Source organism: Nocardioides sp. NPDC047086 (genome assembly GCF_040643685.1).
In the GTDB taxonomy this organism is placed as follows: domain Bacteria; phylum Actinomycetota; class Actinomycetes; order Propionibacteriales; family Nocardioidaceae; genus Nocardioides.
Window position 1 is genome coordinate 1 of the sequence record NZ_JBEYUV010000025.1, and the last position, 16,266, is coordinate 16,266.

General features: G+C 69.6%; 16 protein-coding genes. 6 read left to right on the forward strand and 10 right to left on the reverse strand.

The genetic code is table 11. The features are described 5' to 3' along the window. The 4 genes from ABZ796_RS17845 to ABZ796_RS17860 form a co-directional block, all read right to left on the reverse strand. On the reverse strand, positions 1-459 hold a 459-nt coding region (locus ABZ796_RS17845), incomplete at its 3' end, for a DUF222 domain-containing protein (protein ID WP_357338605.1). Between the two features lie 553 nt (positions 460-1,012). Continuing rightward, entirely contained in the window at positions 1,013-2,086 is a 1,074-nt protein-coding gene (locus tag ABZ796_RS17850; protein WP_357338607.1) for an MFS transporter, read from the reverse strand. Positions 2,087-2,093: 7 nt separating this feature from the next. Further along, positions 2,094-2,990: an RNA polymerase sigma-70 factor gene (locus ABZ796_RS17855; protein ID WP_357338609.1), complete on the reverse strand. Its 897-nt coding sequence runs from the start codon at positions 2,988-2,990 to the stop codon at positions 2,094-2,096. Then, positions 2,987-3,571 (reverse strand): carboxymuconolactone decarboxylase family protein, encoded by a 585-nt coding sequence (locus ABZ796_RS17860; RefSeq protein WP_357338611.1) that lies wholly within the window; start codon positions 3,569-3,571, stop codon positions 2,987-2,989. The genes ABZ796_RS17855 and ABZ796_RS17860 overlap by 4 nt, the downstream gene beginning before the upstream one ends. 94 nt (positions 3,572-3,665) lie before the next feature. Between ABZ796_RS17860 and ABZ796_RS17865 the strand changes: the two genes are divergently transcribed. Continuing rightward, positions 3,666-4,409 carry an NUDIX hydrolase gene (locus ABZ796_RS17865; protein ID WP_357338612.1) on the forward strand — a complete coding sequence of 248 codons (744 nt, stop codon included), beginning with the start codon at positions 3,666-3,668 and terminating at the stop codon, positions 4,407-4,409. Between the two features lie 22 nt (positions 4,410-4,431). On the opposite strand, the gene ABZ796_RS17870 is transcribed toward ABZ796_RS17865, so the two are convergent. Together ABZ796_RS17870 and ABZ796_RS17875 are read right to left on the reverse strand one after the other, a co-directional pair. Beyond that, positions 4,432-5,661: a glycosylhydrolase-like jelly roll fold domain-containing protein gene (locus ABZ796_RS17870; protein WP_357338614.1), complete on the reverse strand. Its 1,230-nt coding sequence runs from the start codon at positions 5,659-5,661 to the stop codon at positions 4,432-4,434. A 22-nt stretch (positions 5,662-5,683) separates the two neighbouring features. After that, on the reverse strand, positions 5,684-6,622 hold the full coding sequence (locus ABZ796_RS17875) for an EamA family transporter (RefSeq protein ID WP_357338616.1): 939 nt from the start codon (positions 6,620-6,622) through the stop codon (positions 5,684-5,686). 73 nt (positions 6,623-6,695) lie between these two features. Between ABZ796_RS17875 and ABZ796_RS17880 the strand changes: the two genes are divergently transcribed. Beyond that, on the forward strand, positions 6,696-7,622 hold the full coding sequence (locus tag ABZ796_RS17880) for a LysR family transcriptional regulator (protein WP_357338618.1): 927 nt from the start codon (positions 6,696-6,698) through the stop codon (positions 7,620-7,622). Here the strand turns inward: ABZ796_RS17880 and ABZ796_RS17885 are convergent. The 4 genes from ABZ796_RS17885 to ABZ796_RS17900 all read right to left on the reverse strand — a co-directional run bounded on the left by ABZ796_RS17885 (position 7,595) and on the right by ABZ796_RS17900 (position 11,488). Continuing rightward, the gene (locus tag ABZ796_RS17885; RefSeq protein WP_357338619.1) at positions 7,595-8,554 is read right to left on the reverse strand and encodes a tetratricopeptide repeat protein; all 960 of its coding nucleotides are present in this window, start codon (positions 8,552-8,554) and stop codon (positions 7,595-7,597) included. The two genes, ABZ796_RS17880 and ABZ796_RS17885, sit on opposite strands and share 28 nt — an antisense overlap. Positions 8,555-8,614: 60 nt before the next feature. Further along, complete coding sequence (locus tag ABZ796_RS17890; protein WP_357338621.1) at positions 8,615-9,118, reverse strand: PH domain-containing protein; 504 nt, start codon at positions 9,116-9,118, stop codon at positions 8,615-8,617. Positions 9,119-9,322: 204 nt separating this feature from the next. After that, positions 9,323-10,288, reverse strand: coding sequence for a methylmalonyl Co-A mutase-associated GTPase MeaB (meaB, locus tag ABZ796_RS17895; RefSeq protein WP_357338623.1), 966 nt, complete (start codon positions 10,286-10,288; stop codon positions 9,323-9,325). Between the two features lie 12 nt (positions 10,289-10,300). Then, positions 10,301-11,488: an acetyl-CoA C-acetyltransferase gene (locus ABZ796_RS17900; RefSeq protein ID WP_357338624.1), complete on the reverse strand. Its 1,188-nt coding sequence runs from the start codon at positions 11,486-11,488 to the stop codon at positions 10,301-10,303. 144 nt (positions 11,489-11,632) lie between these two features. On the opposite strand from ABZ796_RS17900, the gene mce reads away from it, so the two are divergent. The 4 genes from mce (at position 11,633) to ABZ796_RS17920 (ending at position 16,256) form a co-directional block, all read left to right on the forward strand. Continuing rightward, positions 11,633-12,094, forward strand: a complete 462-nt coding sequence (mce, locus tag ABZ796_RS17905) for a methylmalonyl-CoA epimerase (protein WP_357338625.1) — start codon at positions 11,633-11,635, stop codon at positions 12,092-12,094. A 141-nt stretch (positions 12,095-12,235) separates the two neighbouring features. Beyond that, positions 12,236-13,576 carry a crotonyl-CoA carboxylase/reductase gene (ccrA, locus tag ABZ796_RS17910; protein ID WP_357338626.1) on the forward strand — a complete coding sequence of 447 codons (1,341 nt, stop codon included), beginning with the start codon at positions 12,236-12,238 and terminating at the stop codon, positions 13,574-13,576. Positions 13,577-13,896: 320 nt separating this feature from the next. Continuing rightward, positions 13,897-15,060 carry a hypothetical protein gene (locus tag ABZ796_RS17915; protein WP_357338627.1) on the forward strand — a complete coding sequence of 388 codons (1,164 nt, stop codon included), beginning with the start codon at positions 13,897-13,899 and terminating at the stop codon, positions 15,058-15,060. Next, entirely contained in the window at positions 15,057-16,256 is a 1,200-nt protein-coding gene (locus tag ABZ796_RS17920; RefSeq protein WP_357338628.1) for an AI-2E family transporter, read from the forward strand. Before ABZ796_RS17915 ends, ABZ796_RS17920 begins: the two co-directional genes overlap by 4 nt. Positions 16,257-16,266: the final 10 nt, after the last annotated feature.

A 16,266-nucleotide genomic window follows, 5' to 3' on the forward strand; every position in this document is an offset into this window, starting at 1 on the left:
CTTTTCGGCGTGGGCCAGGTCCTCAGCGCTGACGGCGGGGTCGGTCTTGATGGCGTCCAAGGCTTGGGTGATCACCTGGGCCTTGTCCTGGGACACCACCCCCTCAGCCAGGCCGGCAGCAACCAGGTCGTACTTGGCCACGACGGCGGCGAATTTGAGCTGGGAGCGGGCCATACCCCTGTCGATGAGGAGTTCGGTCCGCATCCACCCGGAGGCGTCCTTGGCCCCGGTCTCCTCGGCGATATCACCCGCCGTGGCGAGGACCCGTAGCTTCAACGCGGCCTGTTGGGCCTGGAGTTTCTCCAAGCGTTCCAGCAGGTCTTTCTTCAGCTCGGTGCGCCAATAAGCCGGGTCACTCGCGAGGAGCTCGTGGAGGGCGGTCTCGATGGCCTCGAGGGCAGCGTCAATCGCGTCGCCGGGGCTGGTGCCCCAGTGGTCGATGTCGCGGCCGAGACTCATCAGATGCCTCTCATAGAGGTGTGTTGTGATGGCTCTGATTCTACGCCTCAACCACCGATCTGACTATCTATTTACGCAGGTCAAACCCTGTTTTGCGGCGAGCGAACGGCATCGCTCCTGTGGAGCGTAAGTGGCCCGGAGGGCCACCCCTCCGCCCCCAGCAACACCACCGGTCCCAAGTAAGAATGCGCTGCGCCACACCCGGGCCGCCGCCCCGATAGCCAGCCAAGTTTTTTCTCGACGGGCGCCGGTGTCCAGGACCGCGAAGCGGCCGGCGAAGCCGGCGGCCGTAGGCCGTCCTTGACTCCGGGGTTCGTCGAGAAGACCCTCAAAGAACGGGTCGGCGGCCCAGGCCAGCCCTCGGGCGAAACGTTCCGGCAGGGAGTTCTCGGTAGGCTCGATCAGTCGAGGACTGTGTTGGTCTCGACACGCCTCCGCCTAGCGGCTCCGGCGGCTCGACCAGCGGGGTGGGGTGGTCTCGACCAGCGGGGTGGGGTGGTCTCGACCAGCGGGGTGGGGTGGTCTCGACAAGCCCGACCACCGGGCAGAGAGATCACCGCTCGAGCGATGCCAACGCGACCCAGGCAAGCACCCCGGCAACCAGGACAGTCCCGGCAAGAACCCAGTAGAGCGCGTCGTACCCACCGAGCACAGCAGCGAGCGCGGCACCCACGGCAGGAGCGAGCGCACCCGCGACCCCGGCAGGAGCGGAGTAGACCCCGTTGAGCGCGGCGTACCTCTCCGGCCCCCACACATCGCTGACGACGGTCGCGGAGATGAGCGTGTAGAGCCCGCGGGCGGTGCCGGTGAGCACGGCGACGACGATCATCACCCAGCCGACCGCGGGCAGCAACGGAAGCAGCGCGACCGAGGCGGCGAACCACAGCACTCCCCCGATCATCCGGGCACGGACGCCGAAACGTCGCGCCAGCATCGGGTAGAACGCACGCCCGGCGACCTGGCCGGCGCCGCTGAGCCCGAGGGCCCAGGCGGCGGTGGTCGCGCTCAGCCCGTGCTCGACGAGGAACGGCACCAGGTGGACGATCGACGCGAACACGACCATCGAGACCAGTGTGCCCGCGAGCGTGAGCAGCACGAACCGGCGGCTCCGCAGCACGTCCCGGTCCCGTACAGGTCGGCCGTCCTTGCTCGCGGCGGTGGGCTCCCAGGCGAGATCGAGCACGACGACGCTCGGTACGAACGTCAGCGCGACGAAGGCGCCGGCCAGGATCACGTACGTCCATCGCCACTGCACCCACCCCGCCAGTGCATCGGTGAGCGGCGCGAAGATCGTCGAGGCGAACCCGCCGGCGAGGGTGAGCGTCGTGATCGCATCGACCCGCCGCGTACCGAACCAGTGGGTCAGCGCCGCGAAGGCCGGCGGGTAGAAGGTTCCGGCGGTCGAGAGCCCGACCAGCAGCCAGCCCAGCGCGAAGATCCAGTACGAGGACGCCGCGGCGACCACGAGCAGCGACACCGCCCCCAGCAGGCTGGCCCCGGCCATCACCCACCGCGGCCCGAAGCGCTGGATGACCCGCCCCACCGGGATGCCCGCCACGGCCCCCACGAGCGTGCCCAGCACCGCGACCAGCGGCCGGTCCTCAACCAGCCGTTCGTCCGCTACCACGCCTTCGTCAGCGTTCCAGGTGGATCTGTTCGGCGACGCCGCTGAGCTTGGAGGGGTTGCGTACGTAGTAGAGGCCGGTGACGAGACCGTCCTCGACGTGCAGCGTGACGACGCCGTCGACCTCCTCGCCGAAGTAGAGCAGCATCCCCGGGGCGCTGTTGACGCTGGTGAGCTCGAACCTGGGGACGCCGTACTTCGTCGCCAGCCCCGCGAAGAACCGCAGCACCTTGTCGGCACCGTGGATCGGCTTGCGGGCCGCCTGGACCACACCGCCGCCGTCGGAGAACAGCACGACGTCGGGAGCGAGCACGTCCAGCAGCGACTGCAGGTCACCGCCGGTCGCGGCGTCGCGGAACCGCTCCAGCGCGTGGCGCGCCTCGGCCGCCGAGACCGGCGCCCGCGGGCGCCGCTCGGCGACGTGGTCGCGGGCGCGGTGCGCGATCTGCCGCACCGCGGCGGGCGACTTGTCGACGGCTGCCGCGATCTCGTCATAGCCGAGCGCGAACACCTCGCGCAGCACGAAGACCGCCCGCTCGGTCGGCGAGAGCGTCTCCAGCACCAGCAGCACCGCGGTCGAGAGCGAGTCGGCGAGTTCCGCGTCCTCGGCGACGTCCGGTGCGGTCAGCAGCGGCTCGGGCAGCCAGGGACCGACGTACGTCTCCTTGCGACGCGACAGCGTCCGGATGCGGTTGAGCGCGAGCCGGGTCGTGATCCGCACCAGGTAGGCGCGGGGGTCGCGCACCTCCTCCAGCGGCACCTCGGCCCAGCGCAGCCAGGTCTCCTGGAGCACGTCCTCGGCGTCGGCGGCCGAGCCGAGCATCTCGTAGGCCACCGTGAAGAGCAGGTTGCGGTGGGCGACGAAGACCTCCGTCGCGGCCTCGCTCGTCGGCTGGGGCTCACTCATGTCGCCGACCCTACCGACGCGGGAGCCAGCGGGATCTCGCAGACATCGGAGTAGCCCTGGCTCTGCAGCCCGGCAGCGGAGTTGAACCGGGAGCGCATGTTCTCGAGCGCGATCATCTGGGTCAGCTCCACCATCGCCTCGGTGCCCAGCTCGGCCAGCAGGTCGGCGACCATCTCGTCGGTGACGGTCATCGGCGTGGACGACATCGCCTCGGCGTACTCGATGACCTTCCGCTCGGTCGCGTCGAAGACGTCGGCGGTCCGCCACACCTGCACCTGGCTGATCTTCTCGAGGTCGAGACCCTCGTTGCGGGCGAGGTAGTAGCCGAAGTCGAGGCACCAGCTGCACCCGATCGTGCTCGCCGCCGCCAGCTCGGCCAGCGACTTGTACGTCGGGTCGAGCGCCTTCCACTTCCCCACCTTGGTCTCGAAGCCCATCACCGCCCGCAGCAGCGGCTTGTGGTGGAAGTAGACGTAGCCGACATCGGGAACCTCGCCGTACATCTTCCTGCTCACCCGCCTCACCACCGCTCCGTAGAGACCGGTCAGCTCCGCCTTCGGGATCCGGAACGTGCTGGGCATGTCGCCCTCCTCTTTCTGGGGTCGAGCATCTCGTCACCATCCAGACACCGACAACCGCCGGGCTGTGACAGGTCCGGCTCGCTAGGGTGGTCGCGTGAGCGAGCCAGAGACGACGACGGTGGCGGAGGGCGTTGCCCGGATCGAGTGGGCCGCGGGTGAGGCCGTCGATGTCGTACGCCGCGAGGTGGCCGCCGCGCTGCTCACCCATCATCGGGTGGAGGCGCTGATCGACCCGCAGGACCCGTCCGAGCAGCGCACCGCGACCTGGTCGGGGCTCCACCGCGAGGGTCTGCTCCGGGGCGTGGCCGGTGGCCAGGACCGGATGCTCTACGCCCGCGTGGCGAGCGATGCCCCGGTGGAGGCTCCCGAGGGCTTCCGGGCGCTGCTCAACTCCTTCCTCCCGCGCAAGCGCGCGATCGGCCAGATGCTGGTCCGTGACGCCGACGAGCGGGTCCTGATGTGCCAGCTGACCTACAAGAAGGACTGGGACCTGCCCGGCGGGATCGTGGAGGTCGGCGAGTCGCCGAAGCTGGCCACCACCCGCGAGATCGAGGAGGAGCTCGCCCTCGTCCTGCCCGCCGGTGACCTGCTCCTCACCGACTGGCTGCCGCCGTGGGGCGGCTGGGACGACGCCGTCTGCCTCGTCTTCGACGGCGGCGTCCACTCGTCCTCGATCCTCGAGCAGACCACCCTCCAGCCGCGCGAGATCCGCTCGGTGGCGTTCTGCACCCTCGACGAGGTCCGCGAGCGGGCCGCCGACTTCACCGCACGTCGGGTCGAGGCCGCTCTGGCTGCGCTGAAGGGCGGCCCGACCTATACCGAGTCGGGCCACCCCTAGCGCGCCTACCTCACCGCGAGCCTCACCGCGACCGGGTCAGCTCCGCGAGGACCACGGCTCGCGGACGGAGGCTGACCGGCCCCAGCAGACCGGAGGTCGGCGGGACCTGGTTGGCCTTGCCGCGCTGGTTCAGCAGCGTGTTGGTGACGCGGACCTCGATCGTGTTGGCGCCGGCACGTAGCGCCTCGGTGGCGTCGACGACGTACGGACTCCACAGCGCCCGCGGCAGCACGACACCGTTGATGGTGACCTGGGCGATGTCATGCACCTCGCCGAGGTCGAGCAGCATCCGGCGGCCGATCAGGTCGGCGGCGGTGATGTCGACCGAGGTGCGGTAGGTCGCGCTTCCGGAGAAGCGGGGGTCGATGGTCGTCCACGATCCCAGCGGCCGGGCCTGCTCCGTCTCACCTTCGCGCTCGAGCTTCACCGTCCACGGACCGTCCAGCGCGATCGGCGCCAACGAGTCGGTCACCGTGGCCTCGCCGCGGTACGTCCCCTGCCCGTCCTTGGCGGCGAGCCTCGTCGTCCCAGGCCCGTCGACGAGGACGGTCGCTTCGAGCGACTTCCCGCTCCGGGTCACCGACTCGGCCACCTGGTCGCCGACCAGGTGCGCTCCCGCCTTGGTGCCCTTCGGGAAGACGATCGCGAGCGTCTCGTAGGGGTCGAGGCGCAGCGGCACGATGGTCTCCTCGCGCCCGCCCTCCTCGTACGTCGCGGCCACCTCGGTGCTGCCGGCGCGCGGGTCCCAGATCTCCGGTACGCCGTCGACCGGGAGCGTCGCCGAGGTGCTGATCGGCCGGTCGCTCTCGTTGTTGACCAGGAACGCGACGTCTCCGTCCCGACCGGTACGCAGCACCCGCACCGCCGGCGCCGCCGGGCTGAGCTCGGCCGCGGAGACACCGGCGTCGGCCGCCAGCCCACCGAGAGCGTCGGCGTCGGACACGACCGCGACCGCCCCGTCCCCGGCTCGGGTCCACCTCTCGGCGGCACCCGCGAACAGCGAGCCCATCTCCCGGTCCAGCGCGGCGTCGCGACCACCGGCCTCGCGCTCCGGCAACGGCCCGGCGGCCACCACTCGCCCACCGCTACGTATGAACTTCTTCAGGGTCTTCGCCGTCTCCAGGTCCAGCACCGGCGTCGTCGGCAGCACCAGCATCCGGTAGCTCGCCTCGCCGACCCTCAGCTCGCCGTCGTCGGAGCGAGCCTGGTAGCGCGTGCCCGGGTCGCCGGAGAGCGAGCCGCATGCGGCCATCGCCGGACGGATCCGGCTCCGCTCAGCGGCGCCGGCCGCTCTCGACGCTCTCGACGAGATCCGGGAGCGGCTCGACGCCGCGCGACCGAGGCATGCGCACCACCCCCTGCGCGACGAGCGCACCGATCACCAGGAGCGCGCCACCGGCGAGCTCGCCAGCGCTCGGCACCTCCCCGAGCAGCAGCCACGCCGAGCCGATCGCGACCGGCGGCACCAGCAGGATCCACGGCACCACCGACGACGCCGGGTGCCGTGCGAGCAGCGAGTTGAAGATCCCGTAGCCGACGAACGAGGCCAGCACCACCGTGTAGGCCGTGGACACCAGCGCCTCCCAGCCGAAGGCGGCCACTCCCTCGCGGACGCCCTCGGGTCCGTCGAGAACCAGCGAGAGCACGAGCAGCGGGAGCGGCACGACCAGCGCGGACCAGACCGTCAGCGAGAGTCCGCCGGGCACCTTCGCCGCCCGCGAGATCACGTTGCCGATCGCCCACGACAGCGCAGCCAGCAGGCACAGCACCAGCGCGACGACGGGCACGTGACCACCCCGCCCGAGCGCCACCACGACCAGCCCGAGGGCACCGGCGACGACCCCGACCACCTGCATGAGGGTCGGCCGCTCGCGCAGCACGCCGGCCGCGATCACGATCGTGAGCACGACCTGCGCCTGCAGCACGAGCCCGGCGAGGCCGGGCGGCATCCCGGCGGCCATGCTCGTGTAGAGCAACCCGAACTGGCCCAGGCTCATGAAGATCCCGACCGCCGCCACGACCCGCCACGACGCCTTCGGACGCGGGAGCAGGAAGACCGCCGGGAAGGCGACCAGGACGAAGCGCACGGCGAGCAGGAGCAGCGGGGGAACCGAGTGCCCGTCGCGCGTCTCGAGGCCCCAGTCGATGACGACGAAGTTGAAGCCCCACAGGACGGCGACGAGGACGGCGAGCAGCGAGTCACGACGGTTCACACCATCCAGGATGAGGGCCGAGACAATGAAGCACCAGCGACTTGTTCTTCACCGAACGACGTAGCATTGCTTCATGATCGATCTGGCCGCGCTGGTCGCGCTCCGCACCGTCGACACCCACGGCTCGGTCGTGGCGGCCGCCGACGCCCTGGGCTTCACGCCCAGCGCCGTGTCACAGCAGGTCAAGCGGCTCGAGCGGCAGGTCGGCGTACCGCTTCTGGAGCGAATAGGGCGCGGCGTGATGCTCACCCATGCCGGCCGGCACCTGGTCGAGGAGGGGTCGCGGCTGCTCGCCGACATGGAGTCGCTGGAGTCGGGGCTGCACGAGCAGGCGACGACCGTGGCCGGCCGGCTACGGCTGACCGCCTTCTCGACCGCGATGCGCGGGCTGATCGCGCCCGTCGCGGGCGAGCTCCGCGTCGCCCACCCCGAGCTCGCCCTCACCCTCTCCGAGCGCGAGCCGTGGGACACCGTCGACCTGGTCGCCACCGGTCACAGCGAGATCGGCGTCGTCCACTCCTGGGGCGACGTGCCGCTCTCCATCCCCGACCACCTCGTCACCACCGAGCTCCACCGCGACATCGCCGACGTGATCGCCCACCGTGACCATCCGCTGGCCCAGCTGGCCAAGGTGACCCCGCACGACCTCGTCGCCGAGGGCTGGATCGCGACTCCAGAGGGCACGATCTGCCGGCAGTGGCTGAACCGGATGTACGCCGGCACCGGCCACCTGCCGCGGATCGCGCACGTCTCGATGGAGTTCGACAGCCATCTCGCGCTGGTACGGGCCGGCCTCGGGATCGCGCTCATCCCCCGCATGGGGCGTGCGGCGCTGGGTGAGGACCTGGTCGCCGTACGCGTCGTCGACCCGGTCCCCACGCGCGAGATCCTCGCGCTGCACCGGCGCACGATGGCCGCCTCGCCGGCGGTCACCGCCGTGCTAGCGGCCCTCGCGGCTCAGAACAGCTCCGATCAGAACAACGCCGAGGCCAGCGACTGACGACCCTTGAGCACCCGCTCGTCGTCGTTGCCGACCGCGGCGAAGAGCCCCAGCAGGTGCTCGCGCGCCTTGTTGCGCTCATCGCCCGACGTACGCCGCACCAGCTCGACCAGCCGGATGAAGGAGTCCTCCACGTGGCCGCCGAGCAGGTCCAGGTCGGCAACGAGGGTCTGGGCGTCGACGTCGTCAGGAGCGGCCGCCGCGGCGGCACGGGCGGCGTTGAGGTCGACCCCCTGCGTACGCTGCAGCACCTTGGCCATCGCCAGTCCGGCGGCGGCCTCGGAGTCGGCGGGGTTGGAGGCGATCAGCTTCTCGTACTCGGCCACGGCCGCGTCGATGTCGCCGCGCTCCAGCGCGTCCTGGGCCGGGGCGTAGCGCGGGTCGAGGGCCGGCTCCTCGCCGTCCTCGGTCGCCACGGCACCGCCGAGGGCGTTCGGCTTGTGCCGACCGCCGATCCCCTGGGTGGTGAGCTGCTGCCCGAGCTGCTGGAAGACCGTACGCAGCTCCTCGAGGGCGAGCGCGCCCGGGATCGGCTGGGTGACCGGCCGGCCGTCGAGCAGGATGTAGAGGAGCGGCACCTGGGGCACCTGCAGCGCCTGCGCGATCTGCGGGTTCTTGTCGATGTCGACCAGACCGACCAGGAAACGGCCGTCGTACTCCTCCACGACCGTCGAGACGTCGCGGGCGTAGGTGACGCTCTCGGGAGCGCGGGAGGCGGAGTAGAAGACCAGGACGACCGGAGCGGTCATCGACGCCTCGAGCACCGACTGGAAGATCTGCTCGTCGACCTCGACGGTGTAGGAGCCGGCGCTCCGCCCCGGGGCGGGAGCCGCATCGGCCGGACCACCGAAGGAGGCGTCCTGTGCGGGCGTGGTGCTGGCGAGCCCGGAGAGGTCGACGGCTCCGGGACGGGAGAACGGCTGCTGCGTCATGTGGTCAATCCTAGGGGCTCGGGGCAGGCACCGGCGTGGCAGCCACCCGACGCCGGCCTATCACACGCTGCCGCGCAGACCGGCGCGCTGCACGACTCGCTGGATGGTCAGGTCACGCTCGTTCGGCCGGCCGACGAAGTAGATGTTGTTGAGGCCCTGCTCCTGGGCGGCCGACTCGAAGACGAAGTGGCCGTAGTTGAAGATCTGGCCGGTGAAGGACTGCTTCACGGTGATGTCGAGAACTCGTGACAGGGGCATGGTCGCCAACTCGCTCGAGAGCACGCCATGGACACGGAAGATGCGCATGTTGGTGACCACGAACCGGTCCCGGCTGACCACCAGCGCCCGCCAGAACGCGTGGCCGACCAGTGCGAAGGCGAGCAGCACGAGGATCCAGGCGACGTTCATGTCGATCGTCGCCGCGACGATCATCAGCGCCAGCCCGAGGATCGCCTCACCCACCGGACGGAGGTAGGAGACCCAGTGATGGGTGACCTCGTCGACGACCACCTCACCTTCGTCACGAAGAAGGTGCTTGGAGATGTCGACACCGAAGAGGTTCACGGAGTCAACGATAGTGAGTTCTCGAAGCGGGAGTCGACAGAACAAGCCGTACGCCGGGACAACCTCTCCCGAGAAGTCGGTTTCTGAGCGCGAAAGGTCAGTTATCGATGCCGAGACGCCAGTTATTGACGCCGAGACGTCGGTCCGCGACGTACGCCCTGCCCATTCACCGCCGAGATCTGACCTCTCGACGTCAAAAATCGACTACTCGGCGCCAGAAACCGACTTCTCGGCGAGGAGGGTGTCGGCGGCTGCATAGGGGTCACGTGCGCCTTTGACCACATCCGCCGCCAGGACGTCCAGGTCGCTTGCCGAACCCACCGTCGACCATCTCGCCCGCAGGGTCTCGACGGCGATGGCCTCGACCTCGGCCCGGGCACGACGCGTACGCCGCAGCTCCAGCGTGCCGCTGGAGCGCAGCCACTCGCGGTGCTCGTCGAGCGCGCCGACGACCTCGGCCAGCCCCTTGCCGGACTGAGCGACGGCGGTGAGGACGGGCGGCGTCCAGGCCCCCTCGGAGCGGTCGGTCAGGCGCAGCATGCCGCGCAGGTCGCGCTGGACCTTGGTCGCGCCGTCGCGGTCGGCCTTGTTGACGACGTAGAGGTCGCCGATCTCCAGGATCCCGGCCTTGGCCGCCTGGATGCCGTCACCCATCCCGGGCGCGACCAGCACCACGGTGGTGTCGGCGAGACCGGCGATCTCGACCTCCGACTGGCCGACACCAACGGTCTCGACCAGCACCACGTCGAACCCGGCGGCGTCGAGCACCCGGATCGCCTGCGGCGCCGACCAGGCCAGGCCGCCGAGGTGCCCCCGGGAGGCCATCGAGCGGATGAAGACACCCGGGTCGGTGGCGTGGTCGGTCATCCGGATCCGGTCCCCCAGCAGCGCGCCACCGGAGAACGGCGAGGACGGGTCGACCGCCAGCACCGCCACGGTGCGACCCTCCGAGCGCAGCTCGCGGACCAGTGCGGAGGTGGTGGTCGACTTCCCCACCCCGGGCGCCCCGGTGAGCCCCACGATGTGGGCGTGCCCACCGTGAGGAGCAAGGGTGGCCATCACCTCGCGGAGCCGCTCTCCCCCGCCGACGGGGGCGTTCTCGACGTACGACACCAGCCGCGCGACCGCCCGGGGCTCACCGCCCCGGGCGCGCGCGACCAGGTCGCTCACATCAGAGATGGCTCAGGCCTTGGGCACGCGCACGATCAGGGCGTCGCCCTGACCGCCACCGCCACACAGCGCGGCGGCACCGGTGCCACCGCCGCGGCGCTTGAGCTCGTGGGCCAGGTGGAGCACGACCCGGGTACCTGACATGCCGACGGGGTGGCCGAGGGCGATCGCACCGCCGTTGACGTTGACGATCTCGGGGTCGAGGCCGAGCTTCTTGGTGGACTCGATGCCGACGGCGGCGAACGCCTCGTTGAACTCGACGAGGTCGAGGTCGGCGGCGGTGATGCCCTCCTTCTCGAGAGCCTTCGCCGTGGCGTTGGCCGGCTGCAGCTGCAGCGAGGAGTCGGGGCCGGCGACCATGCCGTGGGCACCGATCTCGGCCAGCCACTCCAGACCCAGCGACTCGGCCTTCTCCTTCGACATGACCACGACGGCGGCAGCACCGTCGGAGATCTGCGAGGCGGAGCCGGCGGTGATGGTGCCGTCCTTGGAGAACGCCGGGCGCAGCTTGCCGAGCGACTCGGCGGTGGTGTCGCCACGCACGCCCTCGTCGGCGCTGACCACGACCGGGTCGCCCTTGCGCTGCGGGATCGACACCGGGACGATCTCGTCGTCGAAGACGCCGTTCTTCTGGGCCGCGGCGGCGCGCTGGTGCGACGTGGCGGCGAAGGCGTCCTGCTCCTCGCGGGTCAGCTTCACGCCCTCGGCGTTGATCTGCTCGGTCAGGCCGCCCATCGCCTGCTGGGTGGCCTGGTCGTAGAGCGCGTCGTAGGCCATCGAGTCCACCAGCGTGGTGTCGCCGTACTTGAAGCCCTCACGCGACTTCGGCAGCAGGTGCGGCGCGTTGGTCATCGACTCCATGCCGCCCGCGACGATGACCTCGGCCTCGCCGGCACGGATCAGCTGGTCGGCCATCGCGATGGTGTTCAGGCCGGAGAGGCACACCTTGTTGATGGTGATCGAGGGCACGTTCATCGGCAGCCCGCCGGCGATGCCGGCCGCGCGCGCCGGGTTCTGGCCGGCCCCGGCCTGGATGACCTGGCCCATGATCAGGTAGTCGACCTGCTCCGGCGTGACGCCCGCCTTCTCCAGGGCGCCCTTGATGGCGATGCCGCCCAGATCGGCCGCGGACAGGCTCTTCAGCCCGCCGAGCAGGCGGCCGATCGGCGTACGCGCCCCGGCGACGATGACGTTGGACATGGGTCCTCCAAGAATGTTGGGTGGTGCTGATCTGCCTTGAGGTTACTAATTAGTAACCTCAGTGGGAAGAGTGTTGAGCACAGCCTGATGTGGCTGTCATCACACATTGTGCCCGTTGCCCCCGACCTCAAGCAGAGTAGGCCCATGACATCCACTGCGAACACTGCCGGGATCCCGCCGCACCTGTTCACCCAGATCGATCACGTCGGTCTCGCCGTCGCCGACCTGGACGCGGCGATCGACTTCTACGAGAAGACCTTCGGCATGAAGCTCGCCCACCGCGAGACCAACGAGGAGCAGGGCGTCGAGGAGGCGATGATCGCCATCGGCGACTCCGACAACAAGCTCCAGCTGCTCGCGCCGCTCAACGAGAACAGCACCATCGCCAAGTTCCTCGACCGCAACGGCCCGGGCATGCAGCAGCTCGCCTACCGGGTCACCGACGTGGAGCAGGTCTCCGCGATCCTCCGCGACCGTGGCGTACGTCTTCTCTACGACGCACCGCGACGCGGCACCGCCGACTCCCGGATCAACTTCATCCACCCCAAGGACGCCGGCGGCGTCCTGGTCGAGCTCGTCGAGCCGGCCGCGAACCCCGCCCACTGAGCTCGTCCCACCGAGCCCACCACGGCACGTGAACGATCCAAGAGTCATGTGTCACATCAGGCTGGCAATAACGGTTACTCACCAGTAATGTCCAGCGAACTAGAGTCAACCGCGACCCCTACGACGACGCAGGAGCCGACCATGCAGAACATCCTCGACGCGATCCTCGCCGGTGATACACCGGGCGAGGAGTTCGCGAACCTCGAGATCCCCGACCACTACCGTGCCGCCACCGTCCACAAGGACGAGGTCGACATGTTCGAGGGCGTCGCGACCAAGGAGAAGGACCCCCGCAAGTCCCTCCACGTCGAGGACGTCGCCCTCCCCGAGCTCGGGCCGGGCGAGGCGTTCGTCGCGGTGATGGCCTCGGCGATCAACTACAACACCGTGTGGACCTCGATCTTCGAGCCGGTCTCCACCTTCGGGTTCCTGGAGCGCTACGGCAAGGAGTCCGAGCTCGGCGCCCGCCACAACCTCGACTACCACATCGTCGGCTCCGACCTGTCCGGCGTCGTGCTGGCCGTGGGCGCCGGCGTGACCAAGTGGAAGCCGGGCGACCGCGTGGTGGCCCACTGCCTCTCGGTCGAGCTCGAGGCCCCTGACGGCCACAACGACACGATGATGGACCCCTCCCAGCGCATCTGGGGCTTCGAGACCAACTTCGGCGGCCTCGCCGACGTGGCGATGGTCAAGGCCAACCAGCTGATGCCGAAGCCCGAGCACCTGACCTGGGAGGAGGCCGCCTCCCCCGGCCTGGTCAACTGCACCGCCTACCGCCAGCTCGTCTCCGCCAACGGCGGCAACATGAAGCAGGGCGACAACGTCCTGATCTGGGGTGCGTCCGGTGGCCTCGGCGGCTTCGCGACGCAGTACGCCCTCAACGGCGGCGCCAACCCGGTCTGCGTGGTCTCCAACGAGGAGAAGGCCAAGATCGTGCGCAACATGGGCGCCGAGATGGTGATCAACCGCTCCGAGATGGACTTCAAGTTCTGGAACGAGGACGGCACCCAGCAGAACCCGAAGGAGTGGAAGCGGCTGGGCAAGGCCATCCGCGAGCTCACCGGCGGCGAGGACATCGACATCGTCTTCGAGCACCCGGGCCGCGAGACCTTCGGCGCCTCGGTGTTCGTGACCCGCAAGGGCGGCACCATCACCACCTGCGCCTCGACCTCGGGCTACATGCACGAGTACGACAACCGCTACCTGTGGATGAACCTCAAGAGGATCATCTCGAGCCACTTCGCGAACTACCGCGAGTCGTGGGAGGCCAACCGCCTCATCGCCCAGGGCAAGATCCACCCGACCCTGTCGCGGACCTACACCCTGGAGGAGGTCGGCCAGGCCTCGCTCGACGTGCACCACAACAAGCACCAGGGCAAGGTCGGCGTGCTCTGCCTGGCTCCCGAGGAGGGCCTCGGCGTCCTCGACGAGGAGAAGCGTGCGGCGCACATCGACAAGATCAACCTGTTCCGCGGAATCTGAGACGTCGAGTCCGGGGTAAATAGCCCATTTGAGACTGGATTCACGGCCGGTCTCCCCTTGCGCGACGGGTGACCGGCCGTAGTCTTGCCCTTTGGGAGCAGAGGGCAAGACACAAACCCCCCTAAAGTGTGAGGAATCCGCCACAAATGACGAATGAGGGACTATCCATCTTCAACGAGGCTTCAGAGCCTCGGAAGAAGCCCGACCAGGACTCGACGGAGACACAGGTTCTCCCTCGGGTTCCTGGCGCTTCCGGATCGCCCAGCTCCGGCCACAGCTCGACCCCACCGGCTCCAGGCTCACTCCCAGCCTTCCCGGTCGTGCGGCGTGGCGGATACGACCCCGGCACGGTGAACGCGCGGGTGCAGCAGCTGCTCCAGGCCAACGGCCAGGGTCAGTCGGCGCTGCGCAACGCCCAGCGACGCATCGCCGAGCTCGAGCGCAAGGTCGCCGACCTCAAGGCCGCTGCCACCCAGGGCAACGAAGCCCCGTCCTACGCCTCCCTGGGTGGTCGCGCGAGCGCGATGCTCCGGCTGGCCGAGGAGGAGGCCGCCGCGGTCAAGGAGTCTGCTGAGAAGGAGGCCGCGGTCATCCGCGAGGCCGCTCAGCGCGAGGCTGCCGCGACCAAGGCGTCCGCCCAGCGTGACATCGAGGCGCTGCGTACGACGCACTACAAGGAGATCGACGATCACCGCGAGAAGGTGACCTCGGAGGTCCAGCAGGCCCGCAAGATGGTCCAGGCCGAGAGCGACGAGCTGCTCGCCGCCGCCAAGCGCGAGGCCGACCAGATCCGGCTCGCCGTGCAGCAGGAGGTCACCCAGCTGCGCACCTCGACCCAGCGTGAGGTCGAGAAGGCACGCGCCGGCGCGGACCGTGAGGTCCAGGAGGCCCGCCGGATGCTCGCCGTCGAGCGGGAGCGTCTCGCCCGCGAGGCAGCCGACCACCACGACCAGGCGATGGCCGAGACCGCTCGGATCGTGACCGAGGGCGAGACCCGCGCCGCGGACGCCGAGGAGCGGGCCCGGATCGCCGCCCAGCACGTCGCCGACCAGCGCGCCGAGCTGGCCAAGGAGTCCGAGGGCATCGTCGCTCGCGCCCGCCGCGACGCCGAGGCGATCCTGTCCAAGGCTCGTGCCGAGGCCGACCACCTCGCGTCCACCGCGACCGTCGAGGCCGAGAAGGGCCACGCGATCATCAAGGCCGAGGTCGACCGTCTCACCAAGCGCCGCGACGCGATCGCCGCTCAGCTCTCCTCGCTCACCGACCTGGTCTCCGGGTTCGGCAAGACCGAGGACCCGGCCGAGCTCGAGGCGCCGAAGCCGATCACCGAGGACGAGGACATCGTCGACGGTGAGCTCGTGGTCGACGAGAGCGTCACCCTGGTCGACTCCGACGACGACCTCTCGGACGACTACGACGACTACGACGAGCCCTCCGAGAAGACCGCCATCCGCGATCCCGAGACTGCGACCGAGAGCCGGTGAGCGGGGCCGCTGCCGACCGTCCTGCGGACGGTCCGGAGACGACGTCTGCCCAGACCGACTCCACCGACGAAGCGACGGCCGACAGCGAATCCGCGATCGACGTCACCGAGCCGGAGGAACAGGAGAGCGAGCGGGACAAGCGGTTCGGTAAGCCCGGACCGCCGTTCGACCGTAGGTCTCCCTACCTGTTCGGGCTGCTCCTGGGTCTCGGCCTGCTGACGGCGTACGCGGCAGGCAACCTCCTCACCACGATGGGGAGCGTGATCCTCCAGGTGGTGGTCTCGCTCTTCATCGCCGCTGGGATCAACCCGATGGTGGTGTTCCTGCAGAGACGGGGCTTCCCGCGGCCGTGGGCGGTCCTGTCCGTCATCCTCGGCGTGCTGGGCGCCCTCGCCCTCTTCTTCGTGGCGCTGGTGCCGGTGATCAGCGACCAGGTCGCCAAGATCTCGGCCAACGTCCCGGACTGGATCGAGGAACTCCAGCGCAACCAGCGCGTTCAGCAGCTCAACGAGGAATATCAGATCCTCGACAAGGTGCAGGACTACGTCGCCAGCGGCGACTTCGTCAGCAGTGCCTTCGGCGGAGCGCTCGGCGTGGGCCTGGCGGTGATCAACGTGCTCGTCACGGGCTTCATCGTCGTCGTCCTGACGCTCTACTTCATCGCAGCCTACGACCAGACGAAGAACGCCATCTACCGCCTCGCTCCGGCCTCGCGCCGCGAGCGGGTCAGCAAGCTCGGTGACCGGGTCTTCGACGGCATCGGGGGCTATGTCTCCGGGGCGTTCATCGTCGCGCTGTGCGCCGGCCTGTCCACCCTGGTGCTGCTCTTCGTCATCGGGATGGGCGAGTACGCCGTGGCCCTGGCGTTCGTCGTGATGATCACCGACGTGATCCCGATGATCGGGGCCACCATCGGTGCGGTCATCGTCTGTGCGATCACCTTCGCGACGACCGACCTGAAGACGGGGCTCATCGCGGTCATCTTCTACATCGCCTACCAGCAGTTCGAGAACTACGTCGTCTACCCGCGGGTCATGTCCCGCTCGGTCGACATCCCCGGCGTGGTCACCGTGATCGCGGCCCTCGTCGGCGCCTCGCTCCTCGGTGTCGTCGGCGCGCTGCTGGCGATCCCGACCGCGGCGGCCGTCCTGATGCTGGTCCGGGAGGTCTACATCCGGGCCCAGGACGAGCGCTAGCAGGACCCCT

What these genes read in the sequence shown, in the direction of transcription:
- ABZ796_RS17855 (WP_357338609.1), bottom strand. Translation starts at nt 2,990, where the DNA reads ATGAGTGAGCCCCAGCCGACGAGCGAGGCCGCGACGGAGGTCTTCGTC.
- ABZ796_RS17860 (WP_357338611.1), bottom strand. Translation starts at nt 3,571, where the DNA reads ATGCCCAGCACGTTCCGGATCCCGAAGGCGGAGCTGACCGGTCTCTAC.
- ABZ796_RS17870 (WP_357338614.1), bottom strand. Translation starts at nt 5,661, where the DNA reads ATGGCCGCATGCGGCTCGCTCTCCGGCGACCCGGGCACGCGCTACCAG.
- ABZ796_RS17880 (WP_357338618.1), top strand. Translation starts at nt 6,696, where the DNA reads ATGATCGATCTGGCCGCGCTGGTCGCGCTCCGCACCGTCGACACCCAC.
- ABZ796_RS17885 (WP_357338619.1), bottom strand. Translation starts at nt 8,554, where the DNA reads ATGACGCAGCAGCCGTTCTCCCGTCCCGGAGCCGTCGACCTCTCCGGG.
- ABZ796_RS17900 (WP_357338624.1), bottom strand. Translation starts at nt 11,488, where the DNA reads ATGTCCAACGTCATCGTCGCCGGGGCGCGTACGCCGATCGGCCGCCTG.
- mce (WP_357338625.1), top strand. Translation starts at nt 11,633, where the DNA reads ATGACATCCACTGCGAACACTGCCGGGATCCCGCCGCACCTGTTCACC.
- ccrA (WP_357338626.1), top strand. Translation starts at nt 12,236, where the DNA reads ATGCAGAACATCCTCGACGCGATCCTCGCCGGTGATACACCGGGCGAG.